Here is a 21,521-nt window from a genome sequence, read left to right as displayed (position 1 = left end):
GTTTTCACACAGGGGGATTCAGAAGTTCATGTCACCATCACGTAGAACCACGCGCTCCGCTCGGGCCGTCCTCGGGGCGTCGGTCCTCGCGCTCACCCTGCTCGGCACCTCGGCGTGCGGCCCGGACAACAGCTCGGCCGACGCCGCCGCGGCCGCGGGCGCACCCGATCTCGGCCTCCCGTCCAACCTCGACGACCTGAAGAAGTGGAAGTTCGAGGACTGGGAGAAGTGGGCGAAGGACTACGCCCTCCCGGCCGCCACCAAGGGTTTCTGGACGCTGGAGAAGCTGCTCCAGGCCAAGCCGAACGAGCCGATCGCGCCGCCGGCCCCGCAGCCCGCGGGCACCCAGCCGCCGGCCCAGCCGTCCGCTCCCGGGGCTCCCACCTCGGCGCCGGGCACCCAGCCGCCGGCCGGCCAGCCCACCCAGCCGGGTCACCCGACCACGCCGGCGGCGCCGAAGCCGTCCAGCACCCAGCAGCCGGCCTCGCAGGCCCCGGCGCCGCCCAAGCAGCCCTCCCAGCAGCCCGCGGCGACGCAGCCGCCCTCGCAGGCGCCGGCCCAGCCGCCGGCCCAGCCGTCGCCGCCGGCCCAGCCGCCGGCGCAGCCGCCCGCGCAGCCGTCGCAGCCGGGTCAGCCGCCGGCCCAGCCGGCCGACAACGGCAACGACCCGCTGCCGAAGACCGTCAACGCCCAGGCCGTGCAGCACCCGTACACCAAGGTCGCCGTGCACGGGAAGCTGTTCGCCGACGAGCCGGGCGCCGCGGCGGGTGCCGCCGGCGGCCTGAACCACTCGCAGTGCTCCGCGACCGTGGTGGCCGACCCGGCCCACCCCGGCAAGAGCAACCTGGTCTGGACGGCGGGCCACTGCGTCCACCAGGGCAAGGGCGGCGGCTTCTACAGCAACATCACCTTCATCCCGGCCTTCAACAGCAGCGCCGCGCTGAGCGGTGGCAAGCAGGCGGACGAGTCCCAGTACGCGCCGTTCGGCGTCTGGGGCGCGACGCAGGCTGTGACCTCCCCGCAGTGGAAGGCCGAGGGCGGCAAGACCGGTGACGCGGCCACGCACTACGACTTCGCGATCGTCCGGGTGAAGCCCGCGGACGGCGCGAAGTCGCTGGAGGAGACGGTCGGGGGCGCGCTCCCGGTCTGGTTCAACGCCCCGCGCGACCAGCTGAACATCACCGAGTTCGGCTACCCGGCCGCCCCGCCGTTCGACGGCATGGAGCTGAACCGCTGCGAGAGCGGCAAGCCGGCCCGCCTGTCGTACGAGCCCACGCGTCCGCCGATGCTGGCCATCGGCTGCTCCATGACCGCCGGCTCCAGCGGCGGCGGCTGGCTGGCCGTCAAGGACGGCAAGCCGGCGCTGGTCAGCAACGTCTCGGTCGGGAAGCACACCGGCGACCCGATGTTCCAGGCCGGCCCGTACCTGGACGACGTCGCCGCCGGGGCGTACGACTTCCTCGCCAAGAAGGGCTGAGCGCCCTCCGCCGGTACCGGCCGCCCCCCGCACGACGCCGTGCGGGGGGCGGCCGTTGCCGTCAGGCCCGGTCGTCAACAAGCCTCGCTCGTCAAGAAGCCCCGGTGGTCGCCAGGGTTCAGAAGGCGGGTCACGCCCCGAACGCGGTCACGCCCCGAACGCCGTCAGGTCGAGCCCGGCCAGCCGCTCCGGGTCGATCAGCACGTCGATCGCGACGATCGTGCCGTCCACCACGGTGAACGCCATGATCGAGACCGGTTTGCCGTTGGCGCCGAACGCCACCACGCCGGCGGCGCCGTTGATCAGCGCCGGGCGGACGAACGGTGCCAGCGAGCGGAACATGACCGCCTGGCCCGCCACCGTCGCGGCGCCCGTGAGCACCACGTTCTGGCGGGCCCGCAGGGCCCCGCCGTCCGAGCGCAGCACCACGTCGGGGTCGAGCACCGCGAGCAGCGCGTCCAGGTCGCCGGTCCGGGTGGCGGCGAAGAACGCGTCGACGGCCACCCGCTGGCGGGCGAGGTCCCGGTCGGGCGCCGGGGCCTGCCCCTGGACCTTGCGGCGGGCGCGACTGGCCAGCTGCCGGGTGGCGGCCGCGGTCTTCTCGACCAGCGGGGCGATCTCCTCGAACGGCACCGCGAACATGTCGTGCAACACGAACGCCACCCGCTCGGCCGGTGACAGCTCCGCCAGCACGACCATCAGCGCCAGCCCGACCGAGTCGGCCAGCAGCACCTCCTGTTCCGGGTCGATCACGCCCTCCCGGCCGAGGATCGGATCCGGGATCCGCGTCTCCAGCGGGTCCTCGCGCCGTTGCTCGCGCGAGCGCAGCAGGTTCAGGCAGACCCGCCCCACCACGGTGGTCAGCCACCCGCCGAGGTTCTCGACCTCGCTCGTGTCGGTGCGGTCGTACCGCAGCCAGGCCTCCTGGACGGCGTCCTCGGCCTCGCTGATCGAGCCGAGCATCCGGTACGCCACGGCGCGCAGGTGCGCCCGGTGTTCCTCGAACCGCTCGGTCGGCACAACTTTCTCGTTCACCGTGTCACATTCCTTCGTCGCCGCGGGTCATAGCTGCAGAACCACGAAACCTAACGGCTGTGGCCGGAAGATCAATGTCCGGCCAGGACGAATCGGAGGCGATCATGACGAACTCCCCCCTCCTCGTGACGGGCGGCACCGGCACCCTCGGCGGGCACGTCCTGCCGCTGCTGCGCGCGGCCGGCCACGACGTCCGGGTGCTCACCCGCGGCGCGCGCCCGGCTGCCGACGGCGTCCACTTCGTGACCGGTGACCTGCTCAAGGACGAGGGGATCGAGGCGGCGGTGGACGGCGTCGGGACGGTCCTGCACCTCGCGGGCGGCGCCAAGGGCGACGACCTGGCCACCCGCCACCTGGTGCGGGCCGCGCAGCGCGCCGGGGTGCGGCACCTGGTGTACATCTCGGTCGTCGGGGCGGACCGGCTCCCGCTCGGCTACTTCCGCTCCAAGCTGGGCGCCGAGCGGGCGGTCGCGGACTCCGGCCTGCCGTACAGCATGCTGCGCGCCGCGCAGTTCCACGACCTCGCCCTGAAGGTGGCGGCCGGCATGGGCAGGCTGCCGGTGGTGCCCGCGCCGGGCGGGATCCGGTGGCAGCCGGTCGACTCCCGGGACGTGGCGGCCCGGCTGGTGGAGCTGGCGCTGGACGAGCCGGCCGGTCTCGTCCCCGACCTGGTCGGGCCGGCCGTGTACCCGCTGTCCGAGCTGGTCCGGAGCTATCTGAAGGCGCGTGGCAGGAGGCGGCCGGCGCTGCCGGTCCGCGTTCCCGGCAAGGTCGGCCGTGCCTACCGGGCCGGCGACAACCTGACCCTCGTGGGTGCCGAGCAGGGCGGGCGGACCTGGGAGGCCTTCCTGGCCGAGCGGGTGGGGTGAGGGGCTGCCGCGGGTGGCAGGGCGTGGTCCGGGCGCGGTCCGGGCGCGGTCCGGATGGTGTCGGTGCGGGCCCCTAGATTGGCGGGCATGACGTACTCACTCCTCGCCGCCGTCCGGGACAGCGCCGTCGCCGCCGACTTCCTGCTCTGGCCGGGCGACTTCGACCTCGACCGCACCGAGCACGTGGAGGAGGTCGTGCTGGCGTCGGGAGAGCCCTTGGAGGCGATCGCCGGGGACGGCGCGGGCGGCACCTTCTTCTTCTGCGGCGCCGGCGGCGAGGAGCGGCCCGTCCTCTACGCCGACTCCGAGGGCGGCGCCGCGCTGGTGGCGATCGGTCTGCCGGAGCTGGTCCGGCTGCTGCTGACCGTCCCGTGGTGGCGGGACTGCCCGGGCTTCACCGCCGAGGAGAGTGCCGAGGCGGCCGAGCAGTACCTGGAGGACGAGCCCGGGCTGCTCGCCGACCGGGACGCGGCGGCGGCCGCCCTCGGGATCGAACTGCCCACCGAGGCCGAGGCGCTGGCCCGTCTCCGGGCGGTGGCCACCGGGCCGGGGCAGGGCGTCGTCCTGCTCAACGCGGTGGAGCGGACGGCCTATGGCGCGCTGATCCGCTGACCCGGTGCCCAGGACGCACCGACCCGGCCGCCGGCCGGTCAGCCGGCGGGTCAGCCGGCCACGGCCGCCGACCGGTCGGCCGTCGCCGCCGTCAGGACGGCGGCGGTGGTGGTGACCTTCGCGAACCGCATCGCGTGCAGCACCGTCGCGGTGGCCCGGGCGAGTTCGGCGGCCGGGACGGTCACGCCGTCCGGGCCGACCATGTCGAAGGTGTGCATGGCATCGGTCGGGAAGATCGCGTCGTACCCGAGGTTGCCCGCCATCCGCGCCGTCGTCTCGTTGCACACGTTGGTCATGATCCCGACGATCACCACCTGCCGGGCGCCCCGCTCCTGGAGCCAGGCGTGCAGGTCGGGGGTGCCGTAGAAGGCGCTGTTCACCGGCTTGGTGATGTGCAGGTCCGCCCGCACCCGCGCGACCACGTCCTTCAACTCGTACCCAGCCGTGCCAGGCACCAGCGGCCCCGCCTTCGAGGCGTGCTGCACCATCACGACCGGGCGCCCGGTGTCCTGCCAGGTGTCGATCAGCTCGCCGATCCGCTGCTCGGCCTCCGGGTTGTCCCGCGGGCCCCAGAACGCGTGGTCCTCGAAGCCCTTCTGGACGTCGATGACGACGAGTACGGCGTCGGGGTCGATGGTCAGCGGGGCGTCGAATGCTTCGGTGTTCGTCATGCGTCCATCGTGCTCGTGCCCGGGCACCCTTCGTGAGGGGCGCTGCCGCCACCCATCGATCGAATCCTGCCAGCGCGCCGGGGGTGCCGGGCGCGACCGCCGGCGAGTACCTTCAGGGCGCCAGCACCCGGTCGAGCCGGGCGGCCAGGTCGGCGACGGCCAGCGGCAGCGCCAGGTCGGGCGCGAAGCCCGCGACGGCCGCCCGGCACTCCTCGGTGAGGTGCACGGTGCCGTCCTCGTCGACGCGTTCGACCCCGTCGCGCCGGCCGACCCGCTCGTTGTACGCGACGGCCTCGGCCTGGTCGAGCCCCGGCGGCAGGTCCAGCGTCACCCGTCCGCCCGCGACCTGTGCTGCCCAGTGGCCGGTCCGGTCCAGGTCCGGAGAAGGGGGGCCAGGGGCGCGTCGCTAGATTTCTGCCATGCGGACTGTGGGTTGCCTGATCTTCGAGGGTGTGCGGGCGTTCGACTACGCGGTGATCGGTGAGGTGTGGTCGAACCGGGTCACCCGGCCCGGGCTGCCCCCCTTCGAGCTGCGGGTCTGCGGGCCGCAGGGCGCCCGGGTGCAGCTCGGCGGCGGGCTGGAGCGGGTGCCGGACTTCGGCCTGGAGGCGCTCCAGGAGTGCGACCTGGTGGTCGTCCCGGGGATGGAGCGGCTGCACGAGCCGCGCGACCCGGCCGTGCTCGCCGCGCTGCGCGCCGCCCACGAGCGGGGCGTCACCGTCGCCTCGCTCTGCGCGGGCGCCTTCGTCCTCGCCGAGGCCGGTCTGCTGGACGGCCGGACCGCCACCACCCACTGGGCGCTCGCCGCCGAACTGGCCCGGCGCTTCCCGGCGGTGGACGTCCGCCCGGAGGTGCTCTTCACCGGCGAGGGCGGTCTCTGGACCTCCGCCGGGGTGGCGGCCGGGATCGACCTCTGCCTGCACCTGGTCCGCGCCGCACACGGGCAGCAGGCCGCCGCCACCATCGCCCGCGCGATGGTCACCGCGCCCTTCCGGGCGGGCGGCCAGGCGCAGTTCATCCCCTCGCCGGTCCCCGAGGGCTCCGGGGGCGACGACGCCCTGGCCCGCGTCCGCGCCGAGGTGCTGGGCGCGCTCGACACCCCGTGGACGGTCCGCCGGATGGCGGGGCTGGCGCTGATGTCGGAGCGCTCGTTCGCCCGCCGCTTCGTCGGCGCGACCGGCACGACGCCGCTGCGCTGGCTGCTGGAGCAACGCGTGCTGCTGGCCCAGCGGTTGCTGGAGGAGACGGACCTGCCGGTGGACACCGTCGCGGTCCGTTGCGGCTTCGGCTCGGCGGTCTCGCTGCGGCCCGCCTTCGTCGCCCGGGTCGGCGTCGCCCCGCGTGAGTACCGCCGGACCTTCCGGGGGCGTGCGGAGGATCCGGTCCCGGAGGGGGAGCCGGTGCGCCGCTCCTAGAAGTCGGCGGCCCGGCGCAGGACGAGGTCGGCGGCGACCGCCCAGGGGGCGTCCGGGGCGGTCACGACCAGCTGCCCGCCGCCGCAGGGCAGCGAGGCACTGGTGCACCCGTGGGAGCCGAGGCCCTCGACCGTCGATCCCCCAAGTGTGCTCTGCGCGAGCGGACTTGAGTCAGTCCACCACGGGGAGGCGCACGCGGCGCCGGGAAGTGCCTCAGCGGGGCGGCGCGACGAGCCCCGCCTCGTACGCGGTGATCACCAGCTGGACCCGGTCCCGGGCGCCCAGCTTGGCGAACAGCCGGGACACGTGGGACTTGGCGGTGGCCACCGTGATGAAGAGGTCCTCCGCGATCTCGGCGTTCGACCGGCCCCGCCCGACCAGGGTCAGGACTTCCCGCTCCCGCTCGGTGATGCCCTCGATCGGCCGGGCCTGGTCCGCCTGGTCCGCCGGGGCGGCTGCGGGCCCGGCGGTTCCCGGGCGCCCGACGAAGTCCGCGATCAGCCGGCGCGTCACCCCCGGCGCGATGAGCGCGTCACCGGCGGCGACCACGCGGACCGCCGCGAGGATGTCGTCCAGCGCCATGTCCTTGACCACGAAGCCGCTGGCGCCGGCCCGGAGCGCGTCGTAGACGTGGTCGTCCTCGTCGAAGGTGGTCAGGACGAGGACGCGGGCCGTTGCCGGACCGGCTGTGATCAGGCGCGTGGCCTCGATCCCGTCCATGCCGGGCATCCGGATGTCCATCACCACGACGTCGGGGCTCAGGTCGGCGACCAGTCGGACCGCCTCGGCGCCGTCGGCGGCCTCGCCGACGACCATCAGGTCGGGGTGGTCGGCCATGATCACGCGCAGACCGGACCGCACCAGCGGCTGGTCGTCGACGAGCAGTACGCGGACGGTCATCGGGCCGCCGCCGGAACCGCGACGGGAGCGGGCAGCGGCACCAGCGCCGCCACCCGGAAGCCGCCCTCGGGGCGCGTCCCGGCGCTCAGCCGGCCGTGCAGCAGGCCGACCCGCTCCCGCATGCCCACCAGCCCGAAGCCGTGGGCCGAGCCGCTCGCGGTGGCACCCCGTCCGTCGTCGACGATCTCCACCGACAGTTCCCCGTCCCCGTAGTCGATGGACACCCGGCAGTGCCCGGTGCCCGCGTGGCGGACCACGTTGGTCAGCGCCTCCTGGACGATACGGTAGGCGGACAGGTCGATGTCGGCCGGCAGCGGACGCCGCTCCCCGCTGAGGTGCAGGTCGACCTGGACCCCGGCGTCCGCCGTCGCCGCCGCCAGCCGTTCGAGGTCCGCCAGGCCCGGCGAGGGCGCACGCGATGCCTGCGCCGTGCCCGCCGCGCCGGAATCGGCCTGACGCAGTGCCACCAGCGTGCGCCGAAGGCCCGACAGGGTCTCCCGGCTGGTGGCCTCGATCGCGCGCAGCGCCTCCCGGGCCTCCGCGGGCTGGGTCTCGATCACCCGGCTCCCCACCCCGGCCTGGATCGCGATGATGCCGATGCTGTGCGCGACCATGTCATGCAACTCCCGCGCGATCCGCAGCCGTTCGGCGGTCACCGCCTCGGCCACCTCCTGCGAGCGCAGCGCCACCGCGTGCTCGCGACGCTCGCGGCTCAGCAGGCCGACCGTGCAGGACGCGGCCATGGCCAGGACGGCGATCACGGCGTTGACGGTCATGTCGTTCCCGTGGGCGAAGCCGCCGACCACCAGGAGCTGGATGACGCAGGAGACGGCCACGGCGACGATCGAAGCCCGCCGGGTGCAGGTGGCGACGATGAAGCCCAGGACGGCGTCCACTGCCAGGAACGACAGGAACTGCCCCTGGTAGGAGGCCGACAGGGGCGAAGCGTCGGAGGTCGGCATGCCCGCCACCACGAGGGTGGAACCGAGGAGAGCCGTCGCCAGCGTCAGCAGCGGTCTCCGGCGCAGCAGGCCGACGAGCAGGCACACCGACAGCATGGCCCCGACGCCGTGGACGGTGCCCGAGGCCTGCGACGCACCCCCCACCAGCAGACCGACCGCCAGGAGGTACAGCACCGCCCCGGCCCAGGCCGCGACGGTCGTCCCCGGCAGGGGCGGGCCGGGCCTTCGCGAGGGCGGGGGTGAGGTGGAACCCGCAGGTGGTGGGGTGGTGGTCGCCGTGGTGTCCATGCCGCGAGGGTAGCCAGCCGGTCCCGGCGCGGCATCGGCCCGGGGATGTACGCCCCCGGGCTGAGCACGCCGCGTGATTGCCGCCCACGGCCCGATGCCCGGACGGGGGGCGTCCCGGCAGGGTTGCCGTTGTGATCGAAGTCAACGAACTCACCAAGCGCTACGGCGGCAAGACGGCCGTCGACCACCTGTCCTTCACCGTGCGGCCCGGCCAGGTCACCGGATTCCTCGGCCCCAACGGCGCCGGCAAGTCCACCACCCTGCGGATGATCCTCGGTCTGGACACTCCCACCGCCGGCACCGCCACCGTCGGCGGCGTCCCCTTCCACCGCCACCCGCGCGGACTGCGGCACGTCGGCGCCCTCCTCGACGCCGGACAGGTCCACGGCGGACGCAGCGCCGCCGCCCACCTGTCGGCCCTGGCGCGCAGCAACGGCATCCCGCTGGGGCGGGTGGCCGAGGTCCTCCAGGAGGTGGGGCTGGCCGAGGCGGCGAACCGCCGGATCGGCGGCTTCTCCCTTGGCATGAAGCAGCGGCTGGGCATCGCCACCGCCCTGCTCGGCGACCCGCCCGTGCTCATGTTCGACGAGCCGATCAACGGCATGGACCCGGAAGGTGTGCTCTGGGTGCGCCGGCTCTTCCGGCGCCTGGCCGCCGAGGGTCGCACCGTCTTCCTCTCCAGCCATCTGATGTCGGAGATGGAGAACACCGCCGACCAGTTGGTCGTCATCGGCCGGGGCCGCCTCATCGCCGCCGAGTCGGTACGGGACTTCGCGGCCCGTGGTACCCGTGGCAGCGTCGTGGTCGGGACTCCGCAGGCCGCCGAGCTGGCGGCCCTGCTGACCGCGGCGGGCGCCTCGGTCGAGCCGGAGGGCTCGGCGGGGGCCGAGAAGTTCACCGTGACCGGCCTCCCGGCGGACCGGATCGGAGCGCTCGCCTTCGAGAACGGCATCCGGCTGGACGAACTGACCACCCGTACCGCCTCGCTGGAGGCGGCCTTCATGGAACTCACCGCCGACAGCACCGAATACCTGGCAGGACAGCCCTGATGACGATGCTCGCCACCGCTCCCCGGACCACCCCCGCCGCCGCGCCGGCCGCCCGCTTCGGCGACCTGGTCGCCGCCGAGTGGATCAAGACACGGTCGCTGCGCTCGACGCCGTGGGTGATCGGACTCACCGTCCTGTTCGTCATCGGGTCCGCCGCCGCGGCCACGCTGGCGGACCGGGCCGCAGAATCCGGCCCCGCCGCGTTCCGGTCCTACGACTCCTTCCCGCCGGCCGGCTACTGGACGTTGATCCTCGTCGCCGCCACCATGGGCGCCCTCACCGTCGTGAGCGAGTACAGCAGTGGGTTGATCCGCACCACCACGGCGGCCGTCCCGGCCCGCGGCTCGGTCGTGCTGGCCAAGACGGCCGTCACCGCCGCGCTGTGGACGGCCGTCGGCACGGTCGCCTCACTCGGTTCCTTCCTGGTCTCCCAGGCCGTCCTGGACGGGCGCCACGTCGGCGTTCCGATCACCGAACCCGGGGTGTTCCGGGCGCTGGTGGCGTCCGCGGTGCTGGCTCCGGTCTGCGCCGTGGTCGGTCTGGGCCTCGGCGTGCTGCTCCGGCACGCCGCCGGGACGGTGGTCACCAGCGTCTTCGTCCTGCTGATGCTGCCCACCATGTTCTCGGAGAGCAACCGCTGGTCGGCGGACCTCAAGCACGCGCTGGTGTCGGCCGCCTGGCAGCGCCTGGTCTGCCCCTGGGCGCCGGATCCCGACTCGCTGGGCTACACCGCCACCGTCCCCGGCTGCTGGCTCGTGTACCTGCTCTGGCCGCTGGTCACCGTCGCCCTCGCGGTGATCGTGGTGCGGCGCCGGGACGTGTGAGCGGCTCGCCGGGGCGTGCACCGCGCGCCCCGGACGCGGCCGCGCGGGGGCCGGCGAACGGGTGTGATTGACCCATGGAAATGCCCCGGAAATGCACCATGGGGGCAGGTCTCTCGGCGCCCTAGAGTCGTAGACACAAGCCCACGGCGAGAGGCCGGGGCCGCCGCTCGAACAGGGAGTCACCACGATGAACGCCGCCACGCCGAAGCCGGTTCTGACCCGCGCCGCCGCTGCCGAGACCACCAGCGACCCGAGCAGCGTGATGACCCTGCTCGCCGACTGCGGCACCGACGGCAGCCCGATCACCAGCTACCGCTCGTCCTTCGCCAAGGGGGCCGTCGGCGCCCCGGCCCACTTCCACACCCGGGCCTCCGAGCTGTTCTTCGTGATCGGCGGCTCGTTGCAGGTACTGGTCGAGGACAAGGTCGAGATCCTCGGCGCGGGCGACTTCCTGCTCGTCCCGCCGCACACCCCGCACGCCTTCGCCGCCGCGCCCGGCTCCGAGGCCGACGTGCTCTTCGTCTTCACGCCCGGCATGCCCCGCTTCGACTACCTGCGCCTGCTCGGCCGGGTGATGCGCGGTGAGGCGAGCCCGCAGGAGATCAAGGACTCCTCCGAGCAGTACGACAACCACTACGTCGACAGCCCGCTGTGGCGCGCCACCCTCGAAGCCGCCAAGTGACCGGCGCGGCAGCCGAAGGCCGGATGACGGCGAACGGGGTGGCAGCCCTCAGCGCCGCCACCCCGCCCGGGATTGGTGCCGCATGGGACATCGGCACGCACGGGCCGATGAGTTGAGCCAAACCCCACGTTGGGGGGAAACCGTTGTGGAGCGACCGGCGAATGCGCCGGGTCGCCGCCGCCGTCAGACGGCCACGACGTCCCGCGCCCGCCCGAAGGCGAGCGCGGTGGGTCCGGGTGCGGGAGCGATCAGCACCCAGACGAACTTGCCGATCCCGCCCGCACGCGGGCAGCAACCCCAGCGTTCGGCAAGCTCGTTGACGAGGAAGAGGCCACGGCCGTGCTCGTCCTCGGTGGAGGAGACGCGGACGCTCGGGCGGCCGCTGCCCGCGTCGTGCACCTCGATCCGCAGCCGGTCGGAGATGAGCGCGAACCGGACCTCGACCAGCCGGTCCGGCGGCGCGTCACTGTGCCGGACGGCGTTGGCGAACAGCTCCCCGAGCAGCAACTCGCCGACGTCCGCGAACCGTTCGCCGTGCGACATGCCGGCGAGATACGCCCGCAGCATCTGCCGGGCCAGGGAGGTGCAATCGAGTCGGGATTCCAGCCGCGCGGCGAATTCACGCGGCCGGCGGGCAGCGAGGGCGAGGCGAGGGACAGCACAGTTCTCGGGCATGGCGTGGCTACCTCCGGGACGGGTGGGGGAGTGGAAGCGGCTCGCGGTCGGGGCGCATGGCCTCACGCTGCGCGAGCAAAGCATCGCGTTCCGCTCTCCATCATCGTGGCGTGGAGATACGGTGACGGCCGATTCCGAGTACCGGTCACGTCCGGCACGTGAGGGGAGACGGCATGTCACACCGGAGGGCGAAGCAGGGACCGACTGCGAGTTCGGCCGTCATGTTCGGGGAGGAGCTGCGCTTCTACCGGGAGATGCTCGACTACACGCAGGAGGAGCTGGGGAAGCTCCTGCACTGCAACCGCACGAACATCACCCGGTACGAGAGTGGCAAGCGGCGCATGCCGCTCGACTCGGTGGAGGACGCGGACCGGGTGCTGAATACCGGCGGCCTGCTCAAGCGGCTGTGGGATCGGGTGGACTGGGAGGCCGAAGTCGAGCACCCGGACTGGTTTCGGGACCACGCCGACATGGAGGCCGAGGCGGTCGCGGTCCGGGTCTTCCAGTACGGCTACATGCATGGGTTGCTGCAGTGTCGCGACTATGCGAAGGCGATGTTCGAAGCCGGGGATGCCGCCGGAAATCCCAGGCTCGTGGAGGAGCGGATTGCGGCTCGGTTGGCCAGGCAAGAGCGCTTCAAGGACCCGAACGGGCCGATGCTGCTTGCGATTCTCGACGAGAGCGCCATTCGGTCGGTCGTCGGTGGGCCGAGGGTGATGTGGCGCCAGATGGAACATCTGCTGTGTGTCGCCCAGCTCCCGACGGTCGTCGTCCAGGTGGCACCGTTCGCGTCTCGCCGCACGATCATCAACACGTCCATGGTGCTGCTGGATATGCCGGACGGACAGCACTGGGTCTACTCGGAGAGCCTCGATCGAGGCTGTCCGAGCGATGTTCCGGCGATCGTGAACGGACACCAGCGCACCTATGATCGGCTTCGCGGCGAGGTTCTCCCGGTGAGTGACTCGCTTGCACTGATCTCCGATGCGCTGGAAGGGTACAGGCATGACGAGGAGCGAGCTCGCCGCAGCCGCTTGGCGGAAGAGCAGCTACAGCGGCACGAACGGCGGCGACTGCATCGAGGTGGCCCCCGGATTCCCCGGCCTCGTGCCGGTGCGTGACTCGAAGGACCCCGAGGGTCCGGCCCTGGTCTTCCCCGCCTCCGCCTGGCAGTCCTTCGTCGCTGCCGTTCAGGCCGGCGACTTCCCCGCCTGACCGGCCCGCCACTTCCGGTCACCTGTCGACCCCGGCTGAACAGTTTCGATCACTCTGCGTGTTTCGCTGGTGTGGTGCGTAACCAAACGGTTACGGTCACCGACTGTGCGCACATGATCCCTGTTCGACTAGACCGAGGCGGTAGTCATGGCACAGGAACCCCGGATCGACGTAGCGCTGACCCTCAAGGAGGGCCAGGCGGAGCCCAGTTCGGCGGAGAAGGCGGAGCTCGCCGCCACGCTGTCGCCCGACGTGTGGTTCTCCGCCGCGCTGGAGCTCGCCGGCGAGGGCGGGCGGCAGGCCGACGTGACCTGGGAGCTGACCGGCGCCCCCTACAAGGGGCAGTCCGCGCAGGGCAAGGCGGCCGTCTACTACGCCAACCCGAAGTTCGGCCTGCGTCGGCCGTTCATCTTCGCGGACGGCTTCAACTACGGCCCGAGTGATCTCCCCGGGCTGTTCGCGTACTTCAACCAGCCCTACGGCGGCAAGCAGGGCCTCTTCGACCAGCTGCTCGGCCAGGGCTTCGACATCGTCCTGCTCGGCTTCGAGGAGCGGCACACCTACATCCAGGCGAACGCCGAGGTCGCGATCAGCGCCATCCAGCGAGTGATCGACGAGCGGGTGAGCGACGAGCGGCTGACCGTCGGCGGGGTGAGCATGGGCGGGATCATCACCCGTTTCGCGCTCGCCAAGCTGGAGACCATGAAGATGGACCACCAGACGGAGACGTACCTCTCCTACGACTCGCCCCACAACGGCGCGTGGATCCCGCTCGTCCTCCAGCAGATGGCCTACTTCTTCGAGGACTTCACCCCCGCCGGCCCGGACGGGGTCAAGCAGGCCGAGCTGATCCGCAGCCCTGCCGCGCAGCAGCTGCTCTGGGCCTGGGTGGAGAACTCCAAGTACTCGGGACCGGTCGCCACCTCCAGCCCCCTGCGCAAGGAGTTCCTGGAAGACCTCCGGCGTTTCGGCTACTTCCCGGCGATCCCGCGCAAGCTCGGCGTCTCCAACGGCCGGCGCGACGGTGTGGGCCGTCCGCTGCCGGCGGGCGAGGTCGCCTTCGACTGGCAGGCCCTGATCGCCAGTGCCACGGCCCGCTTCCAGCCGGAGAAGGGCGAGCAGCAGAAGATCGGCGGCATGCACCTCGGCCTTGAGGTGCGCCGTAGCTCCACCACCGAGGTCCCGGCGCTGGACGGGGCGCCCGGCGGCACCCTGGACTCCTTCGGCAAGGTGGCGGACGCGCTGAAGGCGAAGATCACCGAGGACCACCGCAGCGGCGCCTTCGTGCCGTCCGTCAGTGCGGCGGCGCTGGACTTCGACCCGGTGAAGTGGGACGTCGAGGTGAACCTCTCCATCACCGACGCCGACCTGGAGCGCGGCCACCTGGACGAGGTCGCCTTCGACGACGACAACACCGAGCACAGTCACGTCTCCGGCACGCTCATCGACTGGATCGTCGAGCGCGTCACCCGCTGACCTCGGCGGTCCCTGTCGAACTGGTTCGGAGCACCCGCGCGAATGGGCTACGATTTACCTCATCACCCAGATGCGCGGGTGGCGGAATAGGCAGACGCGCTGGATTCAGGTTCCAGTGCCCGAAAGGGCGTGGGGGTTCAACTCCCCCCTCGCGCACACTCGGTCTTCGGACCACTTGAGGCCGGTCGGCCCGACATTCAGTCGGGCCGACCGGCCTCTTCGTTGTCCGGGCGACCCTGCCCCGGGGAGGCGGTGGCGATCCGGCCCGGGGTCGACGGCGGCGACCGCCTGCCAGGCCGCCGGGCTATGGCCGTTGTACGCGCGCCGCGCCGGGCCGGTATCTTCGCGCCGGGCGCGGATCCGCGGGCGTGCGTCCCGTATGTCCGGACCCCCTGTGCCCGCATCCCGAACGGAGTTTCGTGAACGACCAGATGAGCGTTGCCGTTGTCGGTCTGATCTTCGCTGTGATCTCGATCGTCGTACCGCTGGCGGGGGCCGTCGTGGCCGCCGTGTTCATCCGTCGCAGGGGTCGCAACGCCCGCCTGGCGATGGCCGGTTGCTTGGTCGCGGCGCTGGGGCCGCTGATCCTGGGCCTCACTGTGGGACTGGGCTCGGACGCCATCTACCGTGACTTCGGGATCGCCGCGTCGGTCGGCGCGCAGATGGCGATCAGCGCGACGTTCTCCCTCACCGGGCTCGGCCTGGTGCTGGCCGGAGCACTCGCGGCGCCGGTGGCGTCGATGCCGCCGGTGCCGCCGCCGGTGGCAGGTGAGGGTGAGCAGCCCGTCTTCATGCCGCCGGTCGCGGATGCCGCCGGCCCGGCCTGACCGGGCCGCCGCGGCGGCCCGGGCTCGGACGAAGCCGACCGCCGGCAGGTTCCGCCGGTTGACCCCACTCGGTCTTCGGCCCACGTGAGGCCGGTACGGGTCCGGGCTGTTCAGCCGAGGAAGTCGACGCGGTCGATGAGGCCTTCGCGCACCCGGTAGGCCACCAGGACGCGGACCGGCTCCTCGGCCAGGCCGTGGGCGACCTCGTGGTCGACCACCCGGTCGCCTTCGCTGAGCCGCCCCACGATCTCCGCCCGGCAGCGGCCCTCGGCGAATTGGCCGGCGTACCTGTCACGCAGGGCTCGCCGGCCCTGGAGCCGGCTGCCGTCGGCCCGGTGGACCGTGACGTCCTCGGCATAGGTGGCGACGAAGGCGTCGATGTCGTGGCTGTTGTAGGCGGCGAGCTGCTGCTCGACCACGTCGCGCGGTTCGGTCATGTGCTTGATCGTTCCTTCTTCGGCGTGCGGGTTCAGGCGGCGAGGCGGCGGGTGGCGAGTTCGGCGTAGAGCGCGGCTCCGTCGGGGAGCACGGCGTCGTCGAACTCCGCGTAGGGCGAGTGGTTGAGCGGCAGGTCGTCGGGGTCGGTCCCCTTCGGGGCGGCACCGAGCCACGCGAACGATCCCGGAACGGCGTCGAGTACCCGGGAGAAGTCCTCGGCCCCGGTCATCGGGTTGGCCATCGTCAGGAAGCGCTCCTCGCCGAAGACCTCCCGGACGGTGTCCGCCAGGAAGTCGGTCTCGGCCCCGTCGGTCACGGTCACCGGGTACCCGGGAAGGTACTCGATCTCCGCTCGCAGGCCGTGGGCGGCCGCGAGGGCCCGGACCAGCTCCACCACGTTGTCGGCGACCGTGGCCCGCGCCTCGGCGGAGAAGGTGCGTATGGTCGCCTCGAAGTGGGCGGTCTCGGGGATGATGTTGCGCTGGGTGCCGGCCTGGAGGAGCCCGACGGTGATCACCACCGGATCGAACACGTCGAAGCGCCGGGTCACCATGGTCTGCAGGGCGGTGACCATCTCGCAGGCCGCCGGGATGGGGTCCTTGGCCCGGTGCGGTACCGAGCCGTGCCCACCCGCACCGTGGACGGTGACGTTCAGCGAGTCGGAGGCGGCGAGGATCGGCCCGCGCCGGGAGCTGAACTCCCCGTGCGGCATGGCCGATGCCACGTGCAGGGCGTACGCGGCGACCGGGCGCCTGCCTGCCGCGTCCAGCACGCCCTCGGCGAGCATGGCTCCGGCGCCGTCCCACCCTTCCTCGCCGGGCTGGAACATGAAGACCACGTCGCCGTGGAGCTGCTCCCGCCGTGCGGCCAGCAGGTGTGCGGCGCCCGCGAGCATCGTGGTGTGCAGATCGTGTCCGCAGGCGTGCATCGCGCCGTTGTCGGCGGCGAACGGCAGCGGGGCCTTCTCGGTGACCGGCAGACCGTCCATGTCGGCGCGCAACAGCACCGCCGGCCCCGGTCGCCCACCGCGCAGCACCGCGGTGACCGAACTCAGCGCGGAGCCCTGGCTCACCTCCAGCGGCAGGCCGTCGAGGGACTGCAGCACCCGCTCCTGGGTGCGCGGGAGGGCGAGGCCCAGCTCGGGGAACCGGTGAAGGTCGTGGCGGAGCCGGACCAGGTCCGGGGCCAGCCCGAGGGCATCGTCGTGCAGGGACACGGGTACCTCCGTCGAATCCGCGTGTGGCGGGAAGTTGTGCCGAGCGATCTCGTTCCGTGATTCTGGTTCTCGCGGCGGGACTTTCCCGCGATTTCGCAGGATCACGCCATGGGGAGGCCCTCCGATGAACGAATCCACCGGACGTTGCCGGTGACCGGCGCCGATGTGACGGTGGACGAGCTGGACCTCGCCCTGGTGAACGCGCTGCAGCTGCGGCCCCGGGCACCCTGGTCACTGCTCGGCCAGACCCTCGGGATCAGCCCGGTCACCGCGGCCCGCCGCTGGCGACGGCTCTCGGAGGCCGGGATCGCCTGGGTGACCGCCTACGGTCTGCCGCACCCCGAGGACCGCGGCTGCGTCGCCTACCTCGACCTCGACTGCGCCCCCGACCGGCTCCGGCAGATCGCCGACGACCTGGCCGAGGACCCGCACGTGATGAGCATCGAACACCTCTCCCAGGGCTGCGACCTCGTCGTCACCGCGGCCTTCACCGACCTGGCGACGGTCTCCCGGTACATCGCCGAACGGCTCGGCCGGCTCCCCGGGGTCAACGCCGTCCGCGTCCACCTGGTGACCGGCTTCTACGCCGAGGGGATCCGCTGGCGACTGGACTCACTGGACCCCGCCCAGCGCGTGGAGCTGCACGACGATCACCCGGCGGCCAACGGGGCACCGTCCGGAGTGCGCGCCGAAGTCCGCGAAGAAGAAAGGGAGTTGCTCATCAGGCTGGGCGTCGACGGCCGCCTCGACCAGGCCGGGCTGGCCGCCGCCACCGGGCTCAGCCCGTCGACGCTGCGCCGCCGCCTCGACCGGCTGGCCGCCTCCGACGCGATCCGCTTCCGCTGTGAGATCGCCGCCCGCGACGCCGGCCGGCCGGTCCTGGCGACCTTCCGGGCCGACCTCCCCCCGGACCGGCTCGACGAGGTCGGCCCCCAGCTCGCCAGGCTCCCCGAGGTCCGGTTGTGCGTGTCCGTCACCGGCTCGCACAACCTCGTCCTCTCGGTCTGGCAGCGCTCCCTCGCCGACGTCCAGCGCCTGGAGGCCGCGCTCGCCCGCAGGTTCCCCGACCTGCGGGTAGCCGAGCGCCGGGTGTCGCTGCGCACCGTGAAGCGGATGGGCCGGATCCTCGACGCGGACGGACGCGCGGTCCGCGCCGTTCCGATGGACATCTGGCGAGACCCGGTCCCGGTCTCCTGACGGCCGTTCGGGCCGGCCGCCGCGAGGGGGCGGGGCGGGCCGCCCGGTCGGGTCAGGCGGGTGGGAGGGCGAGCTCGGTGCGGGCCTCCCCGACGAGGCGGAGCGAGCCGATGACGACGATCAGGCCGCCCGGCCCGGCGAGTTCGCCGGCCCGCCGCAGCGCCGAGCGGGTGTCCTCGGCGGTCAGGCACGGCCCCCGGCCGGTCGGAGCGAGGCGGCCGCGCAGGGTGGCGGGGTCGGCGCACTCGTGGGAGCCGGTGCGGGTGAGGACCAGCGGCCAGTGGGACGGCAGCGGGGCCAGCATGCCGTGGACGTCCTTCTGCTCGAAGGCGGAGAAGACCAGGACGGGCGGCCGCCCCGGGCGAGCGTCGGCCCCGGCGTGGCGAAGGATCTCCGGGGCGACGGTGGCGACGCCCTGGGGGTTGGTGGCGCCGTCGAGAAGGACGCGACCGGCCCAATCGTCCAGCTGGGCGTCGGTGACGAGTTCGAGACGGCCGGGCCAGCGTGTCGCGGCCAGTCGGGTACGGAGCGGTTCGCTCTCCGGCGCGCGGACGTGGCCGCGTTCGACCATGGCGTCCACCGCGGCGACGGCGAGGGCGAGGTTGTGGTGCTGGTGCGCACCGGGCAGCGGGCAGGGCAGGTCGCGGTGCACCGCGCGGGGAGTGGCGACGTCGACCAGGGTCCTCGGACCGCGGCCGTCCGAGCCGGCGGCGGTACGGGCGGTGTAGCGGATCTCGCGATCCATGCGCCACACGGACACCCCGGTCCGCTCGTCGAGGACCCGGCCCGCGGCAGCGGCCGCCTCGGGGGCGAGCCGGCCCAGGACCACGTGGTCGCCGTCCCGCACGGCTTCGACCTTGGCCCGGGTGATCTCCGCCAGGGTGTCCCCGAGCAGCCCGACGTGGTCGAGTCCGATGCCGGTGACGACCTTCACGTCCATGCCGAGCTCCCCGGCCGCGGCCCTGCTCCCGCCGACGTTCGCCTCGGCCACCGCCAGGCGGACGCCCGCACGTCGGAAGTGCACGGCGGCGGTCGCCGCGTAGAGGCCGGCGGCCATGACGGGCAGGTCGTACCGGTCGGCGGCCCGGTACACCTCGGCGAACGCCGCGGCGTACTCGGCGCGGGTGACGGGGACCCCGTCGACCCGGATCCGCTCCCGGGGCTCCTGAAGGTGCGGGCTGGGCATGCTGCCCGCCCGTGCGCCGGTGGCGGCCACCGCCGACACCGCGAACGCGCAGGTCGACCCCTTGCCGTTCGTGCCTACCACCAGCATCCCGCGCAACCCGTGCTCGGGATGCCCCAGCGCCCCCAGCAGCCGGGGGAGATTCGCCTGCCGTGCCTCCCGGAGCGGCAGGTCGACCTTCCCGTGCAGCTCGGCGAGGAGGTCGACGCAGTCCTGGTAGTCCATCCCACGATGATGCCCCAACGGGCCGTCAGGTCCGGTGCGAAGGGGAAACGTTCGACTGTCCCGGCTACCGCGCGGGGCGGCGTGCCCGCCGGAGCTCGTGGTGGACGGCCCGGGCGTCCGCCACCTGGCCCATGTGCCCCAGCTTGTCGGGATTGAGCACCAGTCGGATCGCCTGGATCTGCCCGTCGAGCACGTCGAGCGCCATGGCCTGGAGCACCTTGCCGTCCCGGTCGCGGAAGATCGCGCCCGGCTGCCCGTTGACCTCGTGCGGCTCGAACGTCACGTCGATCAGGGCCAGTCCGGGGAATACGGCGGCGAGCAGTCGGGCCACGTTCCCGGCGCCCATGACCGCCCTGGCCAGCTGCGGGGTCTTGCCGCCGCCGTCGCCGACCATCGACACGTCGGCGGCGAGCAGTTCCTGCAGGCCGGCGACGTCGCCTTCGCGAAGGGCGTCGAAGAACCGTGCCGACAGCTCCTCCCGCTCCGTGCGGACCGCCGCGAACCGCGGCCGCCCGGCCTCCATGTGCCGTCGCGCCCGGACCAGCAGCTGCCGGCAGGCCGCCTCCGACCGCTCCACCGTCGCGGCGACCTCGTCGAACCCGTAGCCGAAGACCTCCCGCAGCACGAACACCGCCCGCTCCAGCGGGCTGAGCCGCTCCAGCAGCACCAGGGCCGCCATCGACACCGAGTCGGCCAGCTCCGCCGCCCGTGCCGGGTCCTGGTAGGGATCGTCCAGCAGCGGCTCGGGGAACCAGGGACCCACGTACGCCTCCCGGCGCACCCGGGCGGAGCGCAGCACGTCGATCGAGATCCGCGTCACCGTGGCCGACAGGAACGCCTTGGTCGACGTGGGCCGGGTCGCCGAGCGGTCGAAGCGCAGCCAGGTCTCCTGCACCGCGTCCTCGGCCTCGCTCACACTGCCCAGCACGCGGTACGCGATCGAGAACAGCAGCGGCCGCAGCTCCTCGAACTCCTCGACCTCGCTCACGACGGATCCCCTTCCCCTGACGTCCTCCCGCCCGGCCGTTCTCGCCGGTGCGGGCTGCTTCCCGTGATCATCCGTGACTGCCGGTGGGCCCCGGGGAGGTACCCCGGAGCCCGGGCCGGCGGCTGTCGCGCTCCTGGTGGCTTTGGCGGCCCTGGTGGCTTTGGCGGCTCAGTGGAACTGCCCGACCTCGTAACCGCCGGCCGGCTGCCGGGTGATGACGTTGAGCCGGTTGGCCAGGTTCATGAGTGAGATCAGGATCGTCAGGGCGCCGAGCTGCTCCTCGTCGTAGTGCCCGGCGGCACGCGCCCACACCTCGTCGCGGACCCCGCCGGCCGCGTCCGCGACCCGGGTGCCCTCCTCCGCCAGTTCCAGCGCGGCACGCTCGGCCTCGGTGAAGACGGTGGCCTCCCGCCACGCCGCCACCAGGTTGAGCCGTACCGAGGTCTCGCCGGCGGCGGCGGCCTCCTTGCCGTGCATGTCGATGCAGGCGGCGCAGCCGTTGATCTGGCTCACGCGCAGCGCCACCAGCTCCTGCGTCGCGGCCGGCAGCGGGGACTCCTTGATCACCCTGCCCACCGTCATGAGGTGCTTCATGGCCTTGCCGGCGGTCGGGTCGGTGAAGAGGTTCAGTCGCGCGTCCATGGGGTGCTCCTCCGTCGTCGTCGCTGCCTTCACCGCCTGAGACGGGATGGCCCGCCGCCCTGTGACACGGAGGAATGTGACCTGCGTCTCCCCGGCCTGCGTTCCCCGGCCCCGCTTCTCCCGGCCCGCTTCTCCCCGGCCCGCTTCTCCCGGTCGCCGGCTCGCGCGAGCCGGCGACCGGGAGGGGCGGACTCGGGGCGGGCCCGGGCCGTGCGCCCGTGCGACTACCGGGCGGGGGCGACCAGGCGGGCGCCGGACCAGTCCTTGGCGGCGCTGATGGACTTCGCCTGGGAGAGGCCGGCGGTCTGCGCGGCCTCGGCGACCTCGCCGGGTTCGATGTACCCGTCCCGTCCGGTCTTGGGGACGAGGAGCCAGATCACGCCGCCGTCCTCCAGCATCCCGACGGCATCGACCAGTGCGTCGGTCAGGTCGCCGTCGTCCTCGCGGAACCAGAGCAGGACGGCGTCGGCGACGTCGTCGTAGTCCTCGTTCACGAGGTCCTGGCCGGTGATCTCCTCGATCGCCTCGCGGAGTTCCAGGTCGGTGTCGTCGTCGTAGCCGATCTCCTGGACGACCTGGCCGGGCTGGAAGCCCAGCCGGGCCGCGGGGTTGGTCCGCTCTTCTGTGCTCATCGTTGCCTCCGGTGCCACGGGCC

At 73.0% G+C, this 21,521-nt stretch carries 24 protein-coding genes and 1 tRNA gene; 13 read left to right on the top strand and 12 right to left on the bottom strand.

Annotated elements, in window-relative coordinates:
* The first annotated feature begins 28 nt into the window (after positions 1-28).
* Positions 29-1,477 carry a hypothetical protein gene (locus AB0J08_RS20630; RefSeq protein ID WP_360635883.1) on the top strand — a complete coding sequence of 483 codons (1,449 nt, stop codon included), beginning with the start codon at positions 29-31 and terminating at the stop codon, positions 1,475-1,477.
* A 147-nt stretch (positions 1,478-1,624) separates the two neighbouring features.
* On the opposite strand, the gene sigJ is transcribed toward AB0J08_RS20630, so the two are convergent.
* Positions 1,625-2,512, bottom strand: a complete 888-nt coding sequence (sigJ, locus tag AB0J08_RS20625; RefSeq protein ID WP_360635880.1) for an RNA polymerase sigma factor SigJ — start codon at positions 2,510-2,512, stop codon at positions 1,625-1,627.
* 104 nt (positions 2,513-2,616) lie between these two features.
* Here sigJ and AB0J08_RS20620 point away from each other — a divergent pair, with 104 nt between their 5' ends.
* Together AB0J08_RS20620 and AB0J08_RS20615 are read left to right on the top strand one after the other, a co-directional pair.
* Entirely contained in the window at positions 2,617-3,381 is a 765-nt protein-coding gene (locus AB0J08_RS20620) for an NAD(P)H-binding protein (RefSeq protein ID WP_360635877.1), read from the top strand.
* Between the two features lie 87 nt (positions 3,382-3,468).
* A complete protein-coding gene (locus AB0J08_RS20615) occupies positions 3,469-3,993 on the top strand; it encodes a hypothetical protein (protein ID WP_360635874.1) in 525 nt (174 codons plus the stop codon).
* A gap of 50 nt (positions 3,994-4,043) precedes the next feature.
* Here the strand turns inward: AB0J08_RS20615 and AB0J08_RS20610 are convergent, their stop codons facing one another.
* Together AB0J08_RS20610 and AB0J08_RS20605 are read right to left on the bottom strand one after the other, a co-directional pair.
* Positions 4,044-4,664 (bottom strand): cysteine hydrolase family protein, encoded by a 621-nt coding sequence (locus tag AB0J08_RS20610; protein ID WP_360635871.1) that lies wholly within the window; start codon positions 4,662-4,664, stop codon positions 4,044-4,046.
* Between the two features lie 112 nt (positions 4,665-4,776).
* Positions 4,777-4,995: a hypothetical protein gene (locus tag AB0J08_RS20605; RefSeq protein WP_360635868.1), complete on the bottom strand. Its 219-nt coding sequence runs from the start codon at positions 4,993-4,995 to the stop codon at positions 4,777-4,779.
* Positions 4,996-5,083: 88 nt separating this feature from the next.
* On the opposite strand from AB0J08_RS20605, the gene AB0J08_RS20600 reads away from it, so the two are divergent.
* Positions 5,084-6,079, top strand: a complete 996-nt coding sequence (locus AB0J08_RS20600; protein ID WP_360635865.1) for a helix-turn-helix domain-containing protein — start codon at positions 5,084-5,086, stop codon at positions 6,077-6,079.
* 213 nt (positions 6,080-6,292) lie between these two features.
* Here the strand turns inward: AB0J08_RS20600 and AB0J08_RS20595 are convergent, their stop codons facing one another.
* A complete protein-coding gene (locus AB0J08_RS20595; RefSeq protein WP_360635862.1) occupies positions 6,293-6,979 on the bottom strand; it encodes a response regulator transcription factor in 687 nt (228 codons plus the stop codon).
* Positions 6,976-8,229 carry a sensor histidine kinase gene (locus AB0J08_RS20590; RefSeq protein WP_360635859.1) on the bottom strand — a complete coding sequence of 418 codons (1,254 nt, stop codon included), beginning with the start codon at positions 8,227-8,229 and terminating at the stop codon, positions 6,976-6,978. The genes AB0J08_RS20595 and AB0J08_RS20590 overlap by 4 nt, the downstream gene beginning before the upstream one ends.
* A 131-nt stretch (positions 8,230-8,360) precedes the next feature.
* Between AB0J08_RS20590 and AB0J08_RS20585 the strand changes: the two genes are divergently transcribed.
* From AB0J08_RS20585 to AB0J08_RS20575, 3 genes are all read left to right on the top strand, one after another.
* Positions 8,361-9,278, top strand: coding sequence for an ATP-binding cassette domain-containing protein (locus AB0J08_RS20585; protein ID WP_360635856.1), 918 nt, complete (start codon positions 8,361-8,363; stop codon positions 9,276-9,278).
* Positions 9,278-10,102, top strand: coding sequence for an ABC transporter permease (locus AB0J08_RS20580; protein ID WP_360635853.1), 825 nt, complete (start codon positions 9,278-9,280; stop codon positions 10,100-10,102). Before AB0J08_RS20585 ends, AB0J08_RS20580 begins: the two co-directional genes overlap by 1 nt.
* A gap of 187 nt (positions 10,103-10,289) precedes the next feature.
* Positions 10,290-10,784: a cupin domain-containing protein gene (locus AB0J08_RS20575; protein WP_360635850.1), complete on the top strand. Its 495-nt coding sequence runs from the start codon at positions 10,290-10,292 to the stop codon at positions 10,782-10,784.
* Positions 10,785-10,967: 183 nt separating this feature from the next.
* On the opposite strand, the gene AB0J08_RS20570 is transcribed toward AB0J08_RS20575, so the two are convergent.
* A complete protein-coding gene (locus AB0J08_RS20570) occupies positions 10,968-11,459 on the bottom strand; it encodes an ATP-binding protein (RefSeq protein WP_360635847.1) in 492 nt (163 codons plus the stop codon).
* 221 nt (positions 11,460-11,680) lie between these two features.
* Between AB0J08_RS20570 and AB0J08_RS20565 the strand changes: the two genes are divergently transcribed.
* The 5 genes from AB0J08_RS20565 (at position 11,681) to AB0J08_RS20545 (ending at position 14,977) form a co-directional block, all read left to right on the top strand.
* Positions 11,681-12,580 carry a helix-turn-helix transcriptional regulator gene (locus tag AB0J08_RS20565; protein ID WP_360635844.1) on the top strand — a complete coding sequence of 300 codons (900 nt, stop codon included), beginning with the start codon at positions 11,681-11,683 and terminating at the stop codon, positions 12,578-12,580.
* Positions 12,543-12,674: a DUF397 domain-containing protein gene (locus AB0J08_RS20560; RefSeq protein WP_360635841.1), complete on the top strand. Its 132-nt coding sequence runs from the start codon at positions 12,543-12,545 to the stop codon at positions 12,672-12,674. Before AB0J08_RS20565 ends, AB0J08_RS20560 begins: the two co-directional genes overlap by 38 nt.
* 147 nt (positions 12,675-12,821) lie before the next feature.
* Positions 12,822-14,150 (top strand): hypothetical protein, encoded by a 1,329-nt coding sequence (locus AB0J08_RS20555; protein WP_360635838.1) that lies wholly within the window; start codon positions 12,822-12,824, stop codon positions 14,148-14,150.
* 72 nt (positions 14,151-14,222) lie between these two features.
* Positions 14,223-14,306 (top strand) — tRNA-Leu (locus AB0J08_RS20550).
* A gap of 263 nt (positions 14,307-14,569) precedes the next feature.
* Positions 14,570-14,977: a hypothetical protein gene (locus AB0J08_RS20545; RefSeq protein ID WP_360635835.1), complete on the top strand. Its 408-nt coding sequence runs from the start codon at positions 14,570-14,572 to the stop codon at positions 14,975-14,977.
* Positions 14,978-15,087: 110 nt separating this feature from the next.
* Here the strand turns inward: AB0J08_RS20545 and AB0J08_RS20540 are convergent, their stop codons facing one another.
* Together AB0J08_RS20540 and AB0J08_RS20535 are read right to left on the bottom strand one after the other, a co-directional pair.
* Positions 15,088-15,414, bottom strand: coding sequence for a nuclear transport factor 2 family protein (locus AB0J08_RS20540; protein WP_360635832.1), 327 nt, complete (start codon positions 15,412-15,414; stop codon positions 15,088-15,090).
* Positions 15,415-15,446: 32 nt separating this feature from the next.
* Positions 15,447-16,631 carry a M20 family metallopeptidase gene (locus AB0J08_RS20535; protein WP_360635829.1) on the bottom strand — a complete coding sequence of 395 codons (1,185 nt, stop codon included), beginning with the start codon at positions 16,629-16,631 and terminating at the stop codon, positions 15,447-15,449.
* Between the two features lie 150 nt (positions 16,632-16,781).
* Here AB0J08_RS20535 and AB0J08_RS20530 point away from each other — a divergent pair, with 150 nt between their 5' ends.
* Complete coding sequence (locus tag AB0J08_RS20530; protein ID WP_360635826.1) at positions 16,782-17,828, top strand: Lrp/AsnC family transcriptional regulator; 1,047 nt, start codon at positions 16,782-16,784, stop codon at positions 17,826-17,828.
* 52 nt (positions 17,829-17,880) lie between these two features.
* Here AB0J08_RS20530 and AB0J08_RS20525 read toward each other — a convergent pair whose 3' ends face one another.
* The 4 genes from AB0J08_RS20525 to AB0J08_RS20510 form a co-directional block, all read right to left on the bottom strand.
* Positions 17,881-19,236, bottom strand: a complete 1,356-nt coding sequence (locus AB0J08_RS20525; RefSeq protein WP_360635823.1) for a bifunctional folylpolyglutamate synthase/dihydrofolate synthase — start codon at positions 19,234-19,236, stop codon at positions 17,881-17,883.
* 64 nt (positions 19,237-19,300) lie between these two features.
* Complete coding sequence (locus tag AB0J08_RS20520; protein WP_360635820.1) at positions 19,301-20,224, bottom strand: RNA polymerase sigma-70 factor; 924 nt, start codon at positions 20,222-20,224, stop codon at positions 19,301-19,303.
* A 168-nt stretch (positions 20,225-20,392) separates the two neighbouring features.
* Positions 20,393-20,866 (bottom strand): carboxymuconolactone decarboxylase family protein, encoded by a 474-nt coding sequence (locus AB0J08_RS20515; protein WP_360635817.1) that lies wholly within the window; start codon positions 20,864-20,866, stop codon positions 20,393-20,395.
* Positions 20,867-21,090: 224 nt separating this feature from the next.
* A complete protein-coding gene (locus AB0J08_RS20510) occupies positions 21,091-21,498 on the bottom strand; it encodes a DUF3052 domain-containing protein (protein WP_360635814.1) in 408 nt (135 codons plus the stop codon).
* Between the last annotated feature and the right edge of the window lie 23 nt (positions 21,499-21,521).

This window comes from Kitasatospora sp. NPDC050463 (assembly GCF_040655255.1).
GTDB lineage: Bacteria > Actinomycetota > Actinomycetes > Streptomycetales > Streptomycetaceae > Kitasatospora.
The sequence above is the reverse complement of the archived record's forward strand: the minus strand, read 5'-3'. Positions and strand labels throughout refer to the sequence as shown.